The sequence below is a fragment of the Pseudomonas sp. genome, assembly GCF_048269965.1.
GTDB lineage: Bacteria > Pseudomonadota > Gammaproteobacteria > Pseudomonadales > Pseudomonadaceae > Aquipseudomonas.
This window is the reverse complement of sequence record NZ_JBLWTV010000002.1, coordinates 258968-273582: the sequence shown is the minus strand read 5'-3', so window position 1 is coordinate 273582 and position 14615 is coordinate 258968. Positions and strand designations below refer to the sequence as shown.

Sequence of the window (14615 nt, the reverse complement as noted above, 5' to 3'; positions counted from 1 at the left end):
TTTTTCGACTGATTGCTGGTATCCAGCTCCAGCCGCTACGCCTAACAATAATGGGAAAAACGCACGCAACAACTCGAAGAGCGTAACCAAAGAGCATGAGATTTAAACGCGCTCTGAAAGCTTGCTTGGGAGCCCTACAGCAAAATTTCATCTACCACATCGATCGTTGCGCGTGCCTCAATGAAACGCGCATACAATCTATTGACGAGATCTGTATCCATACAGACAACGTCAGTCTCATGTTCCCGTTCATTATGAGCTTCGGGCTCAACAAAGCCCCGGTCAAACCGAAGGCCTGCCTTTTGATTAAATAGATAGCGCGCATGGATGTCTTGATCCAACTGGTCACCCGCCATCCTGAAAATACTGAATCTGACTCCGCGCTGCACCCAGGCGTTAAGTTGATTCTCATACTCAAGTTTCACCTCCCCTAGTTGCCGGGGATCTTTACTGTGGTCTGAGAAGATAAAGATATGATTCGGCAGGTCGCCACTTGCCGCGCAAATGCTAAGCATAGAATTTAGCACTTTTATGCATTTGCGTCTGGATTGAAAATAGGGGTCTACAAGCACTACTTGATCCGATGCAGCCAATACATACTTAGCAGTTTCTGCTAGCGCATTTGCATTACGCTTAACACAAAAATCTCGGCGATTATCGAATAAGTTCTCGCTTGCATCATCAATGCGATGAAACTTATCTATGTCGACTCTGTTTCGTACCAAGACCGCTGCTAGTTGACTTAAAACAGCCTCAGCATTGACACTCTCCAACCAGCTAGTACCATCATAGGGCAAGCCTATCCGTACCAAGCGATCATCCTTGGCGCTCTGTAGTTTTTCCTCTATACGCTTCAACTCGATATCGCCAAGTCCTCTGCTACGGCAAGCCTCCATCACGAGTCGCATCCATGTCTTCGGATAGCGCGCGATCAGCAGCCCCTTGCTATAACCAAACTTCTCTAAGGCATAGCGCAAGTCTTGCCAGTTATTGATGGCCTCAGGCTCTATGGCAAATATGGCGTGCATCAGAACAGCTCCTCGCTACGCTCAGCGAAGAAGCCATTGGGCCAGCGGCTGGTGAACTCGCCTGTGCGGTCTATTTCAATACGCTGGGTTCTCACACCTGCAGCACCGGGCTCCATGTAGACGATGGAGACATCAGCTGGAGAAACAGGCTGCAGGCCCTTCGGCAGTTCACGTTCGGAGGTTTCACGGATGCGGCGCAAGATCCGCAGAATCAGGTGTTCACTGTGGGTTTCGATCAAGAAAGTAGTTGTCTTGTTGGCTTGCGTTAGCAAATCGCCGATACCAACCTGGATCCTTGGGTGGACATGCAGCTCCGGCTGCTCGCAAGCGATGACGCCCCGCCCGGCCTGTACGGCTGCGACCACCAGCGGGAACAACTGAGAAATCCCTACACCCACGTCGGAAAAGGCTACCTCGATGTTGTTGAGGTCGTCCCACAGCACCCACTTATGGTGAAACTCACTCGTCAACAGCGGCAGGGTTTGGGCTTCTAAAGCATTTCTCTCTGCTTCAAGCAGTTCCCTCAGTTTATCTAGCGTCACTGAATGCTTGTCAGGCAGCGAATTACCGCCTGCATCCGTCTCACTGAAGCCCACGCTAAGCTCATCACCGAAGGCCTCAAGTAGTGCTCTCAACTCACTGAAGGTATCACCACCCCTCGTGTATGCGGCTTGGCTAATCACGCTCTTCAGGCGAATGGAGTAGCCGAGATTCAGGGTTTCTGGCGCATTCAACCAGTGATTGAGCTCTGCCATGTTGGAGGCGGTCAATCGATCAGTGACATCCCAAGCGGCAGCACCGGAATACCAGTCCTTCTGCTGTGGGTAGGGATTAGACTGATGCAGGGCGTCCGGGACGAGGCGTAACGGCCCGATGCATAGGCTCTGGTTGAGCAGCGCTAACAGGTTGTCTAGGGGAGCGACCACCACATCTGAGAGGATTTCGTGCAAACGCGCAGCCAGAATAGGATCATCCGCATCGATGACCGTCTTAAGCCGCTTACCTGGCACCGGCAAGGCTCCGGCGAGCCCATCAAAGCCGATAGCTGCATGCTCAAAGGAAACCGCAGTGCTTTGCTCGAGATCATCTCTGGACACGGTTTCGGGTTTTCGGTCGGCGTTGAGCAGCTCGTGCAGGCGGCTGACAAAGAGCCCGTCTGTGTATTCCTCCAAATCAGCCTCGGTCAACAAAGCCGGGTGCCGGTAATTGAGCCAGGTAATAACAGGCTGCTTGAGACCGACATCGCTGACAAGCTCGGCGATCAGGCTGTCATCCAGCCAGACCTTGTAGCAGGCCACATACGCCATGTTCTTGGCTTTCGACCAGGCGATATGAAACTCCACAGCGATACGGTTGGCTTCAACCGTAGGGCTGTCGACGGTTAGGCCAAAATTGTCCCCAACCAGATCCACGATCTGGTTGTAGCTGGCACCTATTGAGCCGGACTTATCCAGGGTCAGCTTGATGACCATGCGCTTGGCTAGGTCCCGGCCATTCACCAGGCTCTTGAAACCACCAATATGCTTTTCGCCCAGCGCATCAAGGCGCTGAGGGTCGCACTGCCCTTTTTCCAGCAACTGCTGGATATAGAACAGCGCCATCAGCACCGAACTTTTACCCACGCTGTTCGGACCGAACAGGAGTGTGACAGGTGCCAGTGCGATGGATTGAGTCGCCTGAAAGGAGCGAAAGTTGGTGAGGGTGATTTCCGTTATCCGCATGGTAATTTCCTTATCTACAGCTGGCCGGAAAAAGCTTTATAAGACAAGGCAGAGAAATTCAATACACCCAATCTATCCGCTGACTCTTGATTGCTTATTAGCGATTTGCTTTTCCAATAGATAGCTGAAAACGCATTTTGCCTTTGCATGTCCGGCACTGGGAGCTCAATGGCATAAAGCTCTTTTGTACGAATTCCCTTTACTGTACTACCGGAAGAGCGAGCAAAAATTAAGTCCTGAACGAACGGGTGCAGCAACAAGAACAGAAGGTACTCATGTGTCACCTTCCCTTTGGATCGCAGAGCTACCAAACGCTGACCAATTGCAACCTTCTCATAGTCACCTAGCAAGGCAACATTTCCGAGCGGTGCTTCAGTAGTAAAAAGAACATCGTTCTTTCTGGGAAATCCTCTCGTCATCCATGCGTCATAGTTTTCTTCGGGAATGAACTCTCTCGGTTCATCATCGACATAACCACTCTTGACGTTTTTTGCCGTTATCAAAGGAATCCCAGACTCTGACTTCTCAGGGGTCTTCCCTCTGTAGTCAATGTAATCAACCAACTCCAGCAGCTTGTACTTTTGCGAGCTTGCATACCCAGAAGATGTGACAAGCTCACCGAACATGTCCAGAAACACGGCGCGGAGGAAGTCGTCGGCGAGCTGGATGGCTTGCTGGCGTTTGCGGCGGATGGCGTCGGCCTTGTCAAGAATGGCGGCGATGCGCCTTTGTTCGTGCAGGGGTGGGAGGGGGATTTCAAACTCCTCCACGATTTTCTTGGAAACTTCTTTGAATGTTGCACCATTACCGAGTGCCTGCAACCGCTGAGAACTATGTTTCATGCAGTAATACAGGTACAGGCCATCCACATTCTCGCTGGGAATAAGGCTCTTAAAGCCTTGGTTCGTACACAAATCTCTACCAGCAATAGCGATATTTCCAATCGGCGCACGGGAAGTCACCAGAACGCTTCCCTTTGGAAGCATTGATGTCGAGCAGCTCTTGAATCCAGCCTCAGATATGTACTCAGGCGCATCCTCTAAGGTTGGACAGGCCAGATCAGACACATCCTTAGGGGTAACCCACGGCACGTCAGGGGAGTCCCAATACTCTGGAACTTCGCGTTTTGGGGTAGCGCCACCAACAACCTCGCAACAGTCCCTGAGCTTTACCAGCGGCCAACTCATAGCATCCCCTCCAGCTCATCCAGATCCGCCAGAATCTCCTGCTCCAGCCCTTTGAGCCGCTGCAGAATCACTTTCGGGTCTTCGTACTGTTCCTGCTGATACTCCACTTCCCTGTAGCGGTTGATGGAGAGGTCGTACTTATTGGCAGCGATGTCCTCGGCAGGCACGACAAAGGCCTTTTTGCGCTTGTCCCCGAACAGGGTATTGATGGTGCTGGCGCTGATATTGCCCTCGACCATCTGCCGGTATTTTTGCCACTGGGCAATGGCGTCCGGCAGGTCGTTGCTGCCCTCGCCTTTCAGCTCGGTGCGCTTGTCGTCCAGTGAGTAACCGTCGGCCTGCAAGTCATAGAACCACACACGCTCGGTGGTGCCGCCCTTGGTGAAAATCAGGATGGCAGTGCTGACACCGGCGTAGGGTTTGAACACGCCGCTGGGCAGACTGACGATGCCTTCGAGCTGGTTGTCGTCGAGCAGCTCCTGGCGCAATTGCTGGTGGGCCTTGCTGGAGCCGAACAGAACGCCGTCCGGCACGATCACAGCGGCGCGGCCACCGAGCTTGAGCGAGCGGAGGATATGGGCGACGAACAGCAGCTCGGTCTTTTTGGTTTTCACCAAGCCGAGTACGTCGGGGTTGGTGTTGGTTTCGTCCAGGCTGCCTTTGAACGGAGGGTTGGCCAGCACCACGTCGAAGAAGTTCTGCTCCTGACGCGGGTAGTGTTCCTTGATGGATTTGCTCAGGGAGTCCTGGTAGCGGATGTTCGCGCCGTTCACGCCGTGGAGCATCATGTTCATGCTGGAGACGCGCAGCATGGTGGTGTCGAAGTCGAAGCCCCAGAACATCTGGCTGTTGATGTGCTGGCGGTAGGGTTCGAGCAGGTCGCCGGAGTAGTGCCGGTTGCCGTCTTCGTCAGTGAAGGTGCCTTCCGGACTGGAATGCACGCGGTTGAGGTATTCCATGGTGCGGGCCAGGAAGCCGGCGGTGCCGCAAGCAGGGTCGCAGATCACATCGGTGGGTAGCGGAGCGATCAACTCGATCATCGCGTCGATGATATGGCGCGGCGTGCGGAACTGGCCGTTGATGCCGGCGGTGGTGAGCTTGCTCAGCAGATATTCGTAGATATCACCCTTCACATCGCTCTGGGTCAGCGGCAGGTCGTTGATCATCTCCACGGCGGAGGTGAGCACGGACTCGTTCTTGATCTCCAGATCGGCGTCCTGCATGTACTCGCTGATATGGCCAAGGCCTTCACGCTCACCGCCCTCGCCTTCGGCGCTGCCCAGCTTGGCGAAGAACGGATAGACCTTTTGCTTGAGGTGGCTGTGCAGCTCCTTGCCGCTCATGTTGCGGAAGTTTTTCCAGCGCAGCAGCTGGCCTTCCGGGGTATTGGGGAACAGGCGATCGAAGGCCTTGCCGGTGCGGTTGGCTTTGCGCTCGGCCACGTCCTCCTGCATGTCGAGCATGCGGGCGAACATCAGGTAGCTGATCTGTTCGATTACGGTCAGCGGGTTAGTGATGCCGCCAGTCCAGAATTTTTCCCAGAGCTTGTCGATATCGTTGCGGATTTTGCCAGTTAGCATCAGAAGAACTCGAATTCGTTTTTAGGGCTGGTTTCTGTGTGAGAGGACTGCTCGCCTTCGTGGTCGTCGGCTGGTAGCTGCGGCAGGCTCTCGTTTGGCTCAGGCGACTCGTCGAGGGCCTCGACGATCAGCGAGAGTCGCTCGTTTTGGAAATCAACATGAACAGGCTCCAGCGTCGGCAGGGTCTTGCTGACTTTGGCTGACAGCTGGCTGAAGCGATCAATCTTGCCGTATAGCCCCTGTTGACCCGCCAATGCTGTTATCGCGCTGTTGTAGTGATTGCTCGCCGTATTCAGCGTACCGCCCAGCTTGCCGATGCGCTCAGCCACAAGGCATACCTGGTTATAGATCTCGCCAGCCTTCTCGCTGATCTCACGCGCTTCGGCATTGCTGCGCTCGATCATCCACAGGTTGGCGACGGTGCGCAGAATGGGAATTAGGGTGGTGTGGGAAACCAGCACGATGTGCTTCTTGTAGCCGTATTCAAACAGATCCTTGTTGTGCTTCATGGCCTCAATGTAGGCAGGCTCAATGGGCATGAACATGAGCACAAAGTCAGGGCTGTGAATGCCGGCCAGGTTGGTGTAGTCCTTGGAGGCCAAGTCATCGATGTGCTTGCGCACCGCTTTGACATGTTCAGCCATGGCCAGCTGGTATTCCTCTGGTGACTCGGCGCCAACGGCGCGGTCGTAAGCAACCAGAGAGACCTTGCTGTCGATGATGATGTGTTTGCCGTCAGGCAGTTTGATCAGGTAGTCGGTTTGCTTGGAGCGACCCTCGGCATCTTTGAAGGCTGCCTGCACTTCGTAGTGTGCCTCTTCGATCAGCCCGCTCATTTCCAGCGTGCGACGCAGTTGCGCCTCCCCCCAGGCCCCACGTTGCTGGGAGTCTCCCTTGAGCGCGGAGGTGAGGTTGTTGGCCTCTTTGCTCATCTGCAGGCCGATTTCCAGCACCTTTTTGATTTCAGAGTTGAGACTGGTGTTGCCCTGCAGGGACGCATCGTGAACTTCGTTGATGCGCTTCTGGAAACCTTCGATCTGCTCGCGGAATGGCTTGAGCATACCGTCGATGCTGGTTTGGCTGGTTTGGGTGAAGGTCTTGCCCTTCTCCTCGAAAATCTTGTTGGCCAGGTTCTCGAACTCCTGGGTCAGCGACTTGCGCGCATCAGCCAGCTGCGTCATCTGCTCCTGGAAGTGCTCCTCGCGCTGACTCAGGGTGGTTTTGAGCTTGGTGTGCTCCGATGACAGGGTATTGAAACGCTCCTGGAGCTCGCCGAACTCCTTTACCTGCTCATGCAGTTGCTGCTTGGTTTCAGCCAACTGCGCGCGGGCATCGCGCTCGGAGGTTTCCGCCACCTTGGCGCGAGTTTCCTCGTTCGCCAATGCATCCTTCAGGCGATCACGCTCCTCTTGCAACGCGGTTTTGGCCGTGCTCGTTGTATCGAGACGTTCGCGTAACTCCCTCATCTGCTCTTGCTGACCTTGAACACTGGTCTGTGCTGCTTCCAAGCGCTTGGCAGCTTCGTGATGTTGCCGGTTAGCTTGGTCGAGCTTCACCTGCAGATCACTTGCCACAGCTTTGTGATCCTGTAGTTCTTGCATCAGGCGAGCGTTGGTTTCGACCGATGCCTGGAGCTGCACCTTGAGCTTGCCATCCTCCACTTGAAGCGCCTGGCTACGGCCCTCTGACTCGCGAAGCTGGCTCTGAAGTATTTGCGACTGTGCTTCTGTCGAAGTCTTGGCCTCTGCCACTTGTTCAAGCTGTGCACCGAGTTGGTTGATTTGCCGGCTTTGGCGCAAGGTTGCGAGCACAAAGCCTATGACGGCCGCGGCGAGGGCGAGCACTGCGCAGATCACGATGATCTCGGGCGTCCACTGACTAGCTTGCATGTTGACTCCTAGTGACTGGTGGGCGGGGTTTCCCCGCGCAAGAAGGGCTTGAGTACGGCCACCAGCTCACCCACGTCGGCTGGGGTAAACACACCGTCGATGCCTTCGTGGGAAATGCTGGAGAACGGAGCGTCGTAGAGCTTTTCGATGACGATGCTGCCGTGCTGGGCGATGTAGCTTTTCAGCAGATTCATAAAGCGCACCTGCTGGGCCGTGAGGCTGGGGTGGGTATGCAGGAACTGGGCGAAATGCTGCTCGATGGCCTGCACATCCAAGCCAATCAGCTCGCGCACGGTCAACTGCAGCTCACTGGCGGTGCGCCCATAGAACTCGTTGAGCACCTGCAGGCTGACGCCGGGGTGGGTGGTGAGGATGGTCGAGGTGAGCGAGCTGAGTTCCTGCTCGGCAATCGGCTCACCCTTGTGGATCTTCTGCAGGGTCGGGTTGGCAGCCAGCATGCCGTCGAGGATGTCCTTGAGGCGGCGCCGGTAGATCATCGCTTCGTTGGCCCCGGCAATCTTGATCTGACGCTCAGCCTCCTGCACGCCGCCATCAGCGGTGCGGGTGCCCGGAGTGGTATAGGTTGGGCCTTCGCCAGACTTGCGGTATTTCATGATGCCGCGCAGTTCCTGCCGCGCGCGCTCCAGCTTGCCCACGTTGGCGTTGAGCCAGAAGTCGGCGCTGCGTACCTCCGCAATCAAGGCATCCTTCTGGCGCACGGCCTGGATATTGATGGCGAGCTTGTCGATCTCTTCCAGCAGGGTGATCTTGCCATCCTCGAAGCAGCTGGCTTGTTCCACCAGGCAGCGCTCGATACCAGCGATGAGTTTGTCGAGCGCGGTGGCATGTTTGTCGCGTAGGACACGAGCCGACATTAGCGGGGCGATGGTGGTTGCCAGCAGGTGCTGGGTCTTGGCGTCGAACTTTTGTAGCTGCTCGCTTTGCCGTAACTGATCCACGGCACGCAGCTCGCGCTTAACGGCAACGCTGCTCTCCGGCAGGTCGTTGATGTCGGCACGCAGCAGCTCGATGGCGGTATCGAAGGCGGCGGCATGGTTGTGCTTGAGGGCGGCCTGCGCCAGCTCCAGCCGCGCTTCGAAGGTGGTCTGCAGCAGCGACTTGCCGCCCTGGTCTTCGGGCTCTTCGTACTCCTGCTCGAAGAAGTCGAAGTTGCCATAGTGATCGAAGATGAGGAACTCGGTCTTGTGCTTGCCCTGACCAAACAGATTGGGGCGCAGGCGTGTGCCGCGTCCGATCATCTGCCAGAACTTCACCCAGGATTTGACTGGCTTGGCGAAGACCAGGTTGACCACTTCGGGCACGTCGATGCCGGTATCAAGCATGTCCACCGAAATAGCGATGCGGAAGTCGTTGCCCGGCTTTTTGAATTCCTTGATCAAGGTATCCACATGCGGGATGGCGTTATGGATGACCTTGCAAACCTTGCTGCCGTACTGCGGGTAAAGCTTGCAGAAGAGCGCCTCCAGGTGCTCGGCGTGGTCCTGACGCTGGGCGAAGATGATGGTCTTGCCAACCAGCGAGCCTGTCTCGTCCTTGATGCCATTGTTGATCAGGTTTTCCAGGATGATGCGATCGGTGTCTTCGCTGAAGATCTTGCGACCGATATCCTTGCCGGCGATGGTGGTGCGCTTGGCCTCCTCCTCGCCGAGGTCTTCTTCGAGCTGACGCTGCTGTTCTTCACTCAGGTCGTTGTAGTGAATGCCATCGCGCAGGAAATCGGTGGTGAGGTCCTTAACGCGGAACGGCACCAGGTAAGGCGGATCATTGTTGATGGCTGCATCGAGGCCAAACTCGAAGGTCGGGTCAGTGGTCTCGCAGTCGAAGATGTCGAAGGTGTTGCGGCTGATGAACTTCACCGGGGTGGCGGTGAGGCCTACCTGCAGGGCATCAAAGTAATCGAATAGGTCACGGTACTTGTTGTAGATACTGCGGTGGCTTTCGTCGGCAATGATCAGGTCGAAGAAGCCGACGTCGAGCTGGGCGAAGCGGTTCATCATGCCCGGGTAGGTGGCAATGTAGACGCGTGCGGTCTGGTCCACTTTGTTGGTTTCACCAATCACGCAGCGCGGCTCGCTGGGCAGGTTCTGCTTGAAGGCATCATCGGCCTGCACACGCAGCTCCTTGCGGTCACACAGAAACAGCACGCGCTTAGCCCAACCGGTGCGCAGCAGCAGCTCGGCCAAGGCGATGGCCACGCGGGTCTTACCCGTGCCGGTGGCCTGGATGATCAGCGCGCGGCGACGCTGCTGCTGGAAGTGAGCGGCAACCGTTTTGATGGCTTCGATCTGGTAGGGGCGATCAGCGATGTTCAGATCAGGGTTATGACGTTCCAGTTCTGGCTTGCGGTATTGCCGCTGATAGATCAGGTATTCGAGGCTGTCTTTGCTGTAGAGGCCATACACCGGGCGGTAGGTGTTGTACTGCGCATCGTCCCAGATGAAGGTCTCGTAGCCGTTGCTGTAGAAGATCACCGGGCGCTGCATGCCCATACGCTCGAAGCCGTCGGCATACATGCGAGCCTGTTCGCGCCCGGCCTGCAGGCTGACATTGCCGGACTTCTTGGCCTCGATCACGGCCAGCGGCTGACCGTTATCACCCCATAGCACGTAGTCCGCACGGCCCTTGCCAGAAACGTTATCGGGAAAGTCGACGTCCACTTCCTGGCCGACCTGCGAGGGATTGCTTATATCCCAGCCCGCCTGCACCAGCATGGCGTCGATCAGCAGGGCGCGGGTCTTGGCCTCGTTCCACTGCAGGCTGTCGGCAACCTTTTGGCTCTGCTGCTGACGCTTCTGCTGGTCAGGCTTGGCAGGCGGTTCCAGCTTGTCGAGATGGCGGGTGCGTTCCTGCTCCAGCTTCTCCATGACACGCTGCAACTCTTCCTGCTGCTGATTTAGCTCCTTCTCGTAGCTGGAAACTGTCTTCTGCAGACGGGCAAGGGTCGCGGTCGGATCCTGCACCTCGGCAAAGGGCGGAATATCGGCCTGTGCCGTGCCGTAGTACTTGATGGCCATATACATGGCCAACTGATGAGCCGTCTTTAGTGCCAGCTGTGCGTTGCGCAGGTCACCTTCAGCGCCGTGAGCGGTGTCGTTGCCCTGGATACGGAGGAAGTTGATCTGGTGAACCAGCGGCTTGCTGACGCAGTCGGTGAATACCGAGCTTTTCACCAGATCGTAAAAGGTTGACTGCGGCATACGCGGCAGCAGCTCTTCCTTGTAGATGGCTTTGGTCAGCTCTTCGGCGAAGCTGCGCAGGCGAGTGAGCGCGCTGCCCGGATCGATGTGCAGAACGGCTTCGGCGAGGCCAGCGAGGTTCGCCAGCAGTTCGTTGCCGGTGCGGAGAAACTCGAAGTTGACTGATTTCATGTAGGCGATTCTGTCCATAACGGTCCTAGAGCGAGGACCGTGCCAAGTTTTATTCGATGCCGTATTTGTCCATCCAATTGCTCAGCGTCTGCTGGCTTTTGAGGCCAAGCAGGCTGGCCGCACGGGTCTTGTTGTTGCCGGTAAGCGTCAGCGCCTTGCGCAGATAATGCCCTGCTACGTCGGCGATTATCTTTTGTAGATCAATACCTTGCGCAACATCCATGGCCAGTACATCGGCCTGCGCGTGCGGCAATTTGAACAGCGCTTGCTCGATATCATGAGCAGCAATCAGATTGCCCGAGCACCAGAGAGCCGAGCGCAACAAGGTGGATTGCAGTTCGCGAACGTTGCCACGCCAGGGATGCTGAAGGATAAGATTTTTTGCTTCTGCGGAAATTTTCTTATCGCCGAGGCTGGCATCCTGGCTGGCAATGCCGGCTAGCAGCTTTTCCGACAGTAACAGCAGATCACCTTCGCGCTCTCTGAGCGGCGGGAGGTGCAGCACACCCACAGCGATGCGATAAAACAGGTCTTCACGGAAGCGCCCGCGAGCAACTTCCTGCATCAGGTTGCGGTGAGTAGCGGTGATCAGCCGCACATCGACCTTGAGCTCCTGGCTGGAGCCTACCGGAGTAAAGGTGCCTTCCTGCAGTACGCGCAGGAGGCGCACTTGCACATCCGGCGTTAGCTCACCGAACTCATCCAGAAACAGCGTGCCGCCATGGGCCTGTTGGAACACCCCGGGCCGATCTGTAATAGCGCCAGTGAATGCGCCCTTCTTGTGGCCAAACAAGGTGGAGTCGATCAGCTCCGGCACGATAGCACCGCAGTTCACCGCAACAAAGGGCGCTGCAGAACGTGGACCGGCGTTGTGAATGGCACGGGCAAACAGCTCTTTGCCGGTGCCGGTTTCACCGTAAATCAGTACTGGGACCTGCTTCGTCGCGAGTATCTGCGCCTGCGCCTTGAGTGCCAGCATGCGCTCGCTCTGCGTCACGATGCTGTCGAAGGCTGCATCCACGGGGGCATCCAGCCCGGCGAGTTGAACCAGCTTGTCGGTGCTGATGGTATTGGCGGCCGGCACATACTCGGCCGCGATCTCGAAAGGCACTTCGACCTGCTGAACGCCTTGCTCAAGTGAGGACTGGTAGAAGGTCGCCGGATAGCGCGTTTTGCCCAGCAGAATCCACACCGCTTGCATGGCCGGTGTGCCGGGACTAAGCAGAATGGAAAGCTGATTGCTGGAAGTACTCAGGCGCTTTAAATGCTGACTGGCGACCTGGTAGATCTCCCCGAAATGAACGGGGGAAGACAGGGAGACGTAATGCGCGGTGATTGATACATCGACCTGCTGGCGCAGCCAGGCTAGGTAGGGTTCAACGCGCTCGGCGGGGTATGAACAAAGCAGCTCGACTTTATCAACAGCCATCGTGTTCAGGGTCGCCAGAATCGGGCCAGCCTCAGCACCAGCAACTGCTTTGAGATCATTCCCGCCCACCCAGCTGGCCAATACGAGCTGCTTCTTTATCACTGTCCCTATACTCCCGCCCCCTCTTGCCCATGAGCGGGCAGGAGAAAAATGTGCTCTGGTTCGCGCCCGGGATAGTAAACCAATCCGTCGATCCGGGTCCTTACATGCCTGACTACATGTTCAAGTTGAACTGCGGCCGGCAGGGACTGGTAACCCCACACAAACGAAGATTGGCGAATGAATGGAACAGTCTCGTCACTGCCAAGGTAGAACAATGTAGGGGCCTTTCGGCCCCTTCGAACTTAGTTACCCAACAGGCTCTCAAGCTTCTCGATCAAGAAGTCCAGCGGGCTTCGGCCCTCCAGGCGCTTTTCAAACACTTCATTACGGTGGTAGGCGACCCAGGTTTCGAGGGCATGCCGATTATCTTTCTCGTAGCCGGAGCCGAGGATGCAAACAAGCTCTGTGCCATGAGGGTTCTTAAGGTAGTGACTCATGGCTGAAGCCAAGTGCTTGAGGTACTGATGCTCGCGGGCCTCCATCGATGGATGAAGGGGGGTTACGTTGTCACGTTTGATCAGTTTCATTTGGAAGCTCCTCAGGCCTTGAGATTGGCTTTGATCAGGTTGTCGAAGGCACTGCCATCACGCCGGGTCAGGTTGGGGACATAGCGCGAATAGACACGGAACAGCATCTCGGTGGTGGTGTGCCCCATCTGCCTGGCGATCCACTCCGGGTTTTCGCCTGCAGCCAGCCAGAGGGTCGCGGCCGTATGACGGGTTTGGTAGGGACGCCGCCTACGCAAACCCAGGTGACGCAGCAGCGGATACCAAACCCGGTCGTTGATGTTGCGGTATGCGTGCGGCGTACCTTCGCGGGTGCTAAAGACAAACTGTCCGCTGCCGGTTTTCTCCCGCTGGCCGAGGAACGCCTGGTAAACCGGCTCGGACATATCGATCTCACGCTGTGAACCGTCGTTCTTGGTGTAGTCGAGCTTGCCGCCCACCCAGGTTTCACGGATCAGAATCTGCCGCCGCTGAAAGTCGACGTACTTCCATTGCAGGCCATCAACTTCGGCCGTCCGCATGCCTGTGAAAAAGCGCACGGTGTAGTAGTTGCGGAAGTCCTCACGCACTGTGCTGAGGATCTGCAGCACCTCATCCAAGGTGAAGGGTTCCACGTCTGTCTTGGGGACTTTCAGTGATTTGATGTTGAGATATGGCGAGGTAAACTCGAAGCGGTCAGCTGCCTCACTAAGGATCATGCGCAATGGCGTCATGATGTGGTTGATTCGCGTCGCTGTCAGACTCTGACCTTTCTGCCCGGGGACTTTGCCGAGTGCCGAGCGGAATGACAGAAGTTCTGCTTTGGTGATGGCGCTGACCTCTTTTTTGCCGAACTCAGGCAGCAAATGCTTATCAAGGGTAAGGCGCACGGTTTTGGCGTGCGTATCACGCCACTCGACCCTCATCTCCTCAAACCACAATTCGGCAAAATCCTTGAACAGTGGTGTTTTCAGCGATGCACAGCCAGCCTGCAGCCGACTGATCTCTTGCACTTTGCTGCTTTGAGGGAAGTAGGTGGCGTAGTCGAAGCAGCCGAGGGTGATTTCCGCCTCTATGCGCTCAAGGATCTTCTCCAGCTTTTTCCGGTTAGCAGGCGTATCAGGCAACGTGGTCTGCTCGCGGCAGCGCTGATCCAGGTAGGTGAAGTCAAAGAACAACTTTTCGTTGTCGGCACGGGCACGAATCTTACCCATGGCAGATGCCTCCACCAGCCATCGGAACCAGCCCAGAAGCCCGCGAGAATTTCTGCATGTCTTCTTCGACAGCTTCCCAGATGAAAAGAATCTTGCGGCCGCCAAAGGGACGGAAGTAGTGAATTCCTTCGAGCAGGACTGAATCTTTCAAGCGATTACGGATGGTGCGCGCGTCGTACCTCATGCGCGTGGCCAGTTCCTCGGTAGTCAGGTATGTGTGAGACATGGTTATGCCCTCTCTGCTAAATTGAACGACAGCAGATTCTTATGAGCTTATGAATGCTCATAATGATCTCCTGCAGATCAATATAACGCTCATTTTGAGCTTTGCAAGGACAAAATGATCTTCTGTAGATCATTTTTGGAGATTGGGATGGTCAAGTGCCATTTATCTCGCTTACTCGGCGAGCGGAAACTGAAGATCAGCGACGTGGTCAGGGACACGGGTATCAACCGCGGAACCCTCACGCGGCTCTATCACGAGACCGCGCAGCGGGTGGAGCTCAAGGACCTGGAAACGATCTGCCAATACCTGAACTGCCAGGTGGGGGATTTGCTGGAATTGCAGGATGATCCGGAGGGCTGAATGCC

11 protein-coding genes are annotated in these 14615 nt (G+C 56.1%); 1 reads left to right on the top strand and 10 read right to left on the bottom strand.

Annotated features, from left to right (window positions below; all coding sequences use genetic code 11):
• Positions 1 to 134 precede the first annotated feature (134 nt).
• From ACN0X6_RS03530 to ACN0X6_RS03485, 10 genes are all read right to left on the bottom strand, one after another.
• The gene (locus tag ACN0X6_RS03530; RefSeq protein WP_417702152.1) at positions 135 to 1028 is read right to left on the bottom strand and encodes a hypothetical protein; all 894 of its coding nucleotides are present in this window, start codon (positions 1026 to 1028) and stop codon (positions 135 to 137) included.
• A complete protein-coding gene (locus ACN0X6_RS03525; RefSeq protein ID WP_417702150.1) occupies positions 1028 to 2749 on the bottom strand; it encodes an AAA family ATPase in 1722 nt (573 codons plus the stop codon). The genes ACN0X6_RS03530 and ACN0X6_RS03525 overlap by 1 nt, the downstream gene beginning before the upstream one ends.
• Before the next feature lie 14 nt (positions 2750 to 2763).
• Positions 2764 to 3936 carry a restriction endonuclease subunit S gene (locus tag ACN0X6_RS03520; protein ID WP_417702148.1) on the bottom strand — a complete coding sequence of 391 codons (1173 nt, stop codon included), beginning with the start codon at positions 3934 to 3936 and terminating at the stop codon, positions 2764 to 2766.
• Positions 3933 to 5516: a type I restriction-modification system subunit M gene (locus ACN0X6_RS03515; protein WP_417702146.1), complete on the bottom strand. Its 1584-nt coding sequence runs from the start codon at positions 5514 to 5516 to the stop codon at positions 3933 to 3935. Before ACN0X6_RS03515 ends, ACN0X6_RS03520 begins: the two co-directional genes overlap by 4 nt.
• Positions 5516 to 7405, bottom strand: coding sequence for a DNA recombination protein RmuC (rmuC, locus tag ACN0X6_RS03510; RefSeq protein WP_417702144.1), 1890 nt, complete (start codon positions 7403 to 7405; stop codon positions 5516 to 5518). Before rmuC ends, ACN0X6_RS03515 begins: the two co-directional genes overlap by 1 nt.
• 8 nt (positions 7406 to 7413) lie before the next feature.
• On the bottom strand, positions 7414 to 10794 hold the full coding sequence (locus tag ACN0X6_RS03505) for a DEAD/DEAH box helicase family protein (RefSeq protein WP_417702142.1): 3381 nt from the start codon (positions 10792 to 10794) through the stop codon (positions 7414 to 7416).
• 49 nt (positions 10795 to 10843) lie between these two features.
• Positions 10844 to 12325 carry a sigma-54 interaction domain-containing protein gene (locus ACN0X6_RS03500; protein ID WP_417702140.1) on the bottom strand — a complete coding sequence of 494 codons (1482 nt, stop codon included), beginning with the start codon at positions 12323 to 12325 and terminating at the stop codon, positions 10844 to 10846.
• Between the two features lie 242 nt (positions 12326 to 12567).
• Complete coding sequence (locus ACN0X6_RS03495) at positions 12568 to 12852, bottom strand: hypothetical protein (RefSeq protein ID WP_417702138.1); 285 nt, start codon at positions 12850 to 12852, stop codon at positions 12568 to 12570.
• 11 nt (positions 12853 to 12863) lie between these two features.
• Positions 12864 to 14024 carry a site-specific integrase gene (locus ACN0X6_RS03490; RefSeq protein ID WP_034021810.1) on the bottom strand — a complete coding sequence of 387 codons (1161 nt, stop codon included), beginning with the start codon at positions 14022 to 14024 and terminating at the stop codon, positions 12864 to 12866.
• Positions 14017 to 14250 (bottom strand): hypothetical protein, encoded by a 234-nt coding sequence (locus ACN0X6_RS03485; RefSeq protein WP_034021807.1) that lies wholly within the window; start codon positions 14248 to 14250, stop codon positions 14017 to 14019. Before ACN0X6_RS03485 ends, ACN0X6_RS03490 begins: the two co-directional genes overlap by 8 nt.
• A 147-nt stretch (positions 14251 to 14397) precedes the next feature.
• On the opposite strand from ACN0X6_RS03485, the gene ACN0X6_RS03480 reads away from it, so the two are divergent.
• Positions 14398 to 14610, top strand: a complete 213-nt coding sequence (locus ACN0X6_RS03480) for a helix-turn-helix domain-containing protein (protein WP_003292745.1) — start codon at positions 14398 to 14400, stop codon at positions 14608 to 14610.
• The last annotated feature ends 5 nt before the right edge of the window (positions 14611 to 14615 follow it).

Excerpts from the sequence above, each read along its gene's own strand:
- ACN0X6_RS03480 (WP_003292745.1), top strand. The coding sequence starts at position 14,398 with ATGGTCAAGTGCCATTTATCTCGCTTACTCGGCGAGCGGAAACTGAAG.
- ACN0X6_RS03515 (WP_417702146.1), bottom strand. The coding sequence starts at position 5,516 with ATGCTAACTGGCAAAATCCGCAACGATATCGACAAGCTCTGGGAAAAA.
- ACN0X6_RS03525 (WP_417702150.1), bottom strand. The coding sequence starts at position 2,749 with ATGCGGATAACGGAAATCACCCTCACCAACTTTCGCTCCTTTCAGGCG.
- ACN0X6_RS03490 (WP_034021810.1), bottom strand. The coding sequence starts at position 14,024 with ATGGGTAAGATTCGTGCCCGTGCCGACAACGAAAAGTTGTTCTTTGAC.
- ACN0X6_RS03495 (WP_417702138.1), bottom strand. The coding sequence starts at position 12,852 with ATGAAACTGATCAAACGTGACAACGTAACCCCCCTTCATCCATCGATG.
- ACN0X6_RS03485 (WP_034021807.1), bottom strand. The coding sequence starts at position 14,250 with ATGTCTCACACATACCTGACTACCGAGGAACTGGCCACGCGCATGAGG.
- ACN0X6_RS03520 (WP_417702148.1), bottom strand. The coding sequence starts at position 3,936 with ATGAGTTGGCCGCTGGTAAAGCTCAGGGACTGTTGCGAGGTTGTTGGT.
- rmuC (WP_417702144.1), bottom strand. The coding sequence starts at position 7,405 with ATGCAAGCTAGTCAGTGGACGCCCGAGATCATCGTGATCTGCGCAGTG.
- ACN0X6_RS03530 (WP_417702152.1), bottom strand. The coding sequence starts at position 1,028 with ATGCACGCCATATTTGCCATAGAGCCTGAGGCCATCAATAACTGGCAA.
- ACN0X6_RS03505 (WP_417702142.1), bottom strand. The coding sequence starts at position 10,794 with ATGAAATCAGTCAACTTCGAGTTTCTCCGCACCGGCAACGAACTGCTG.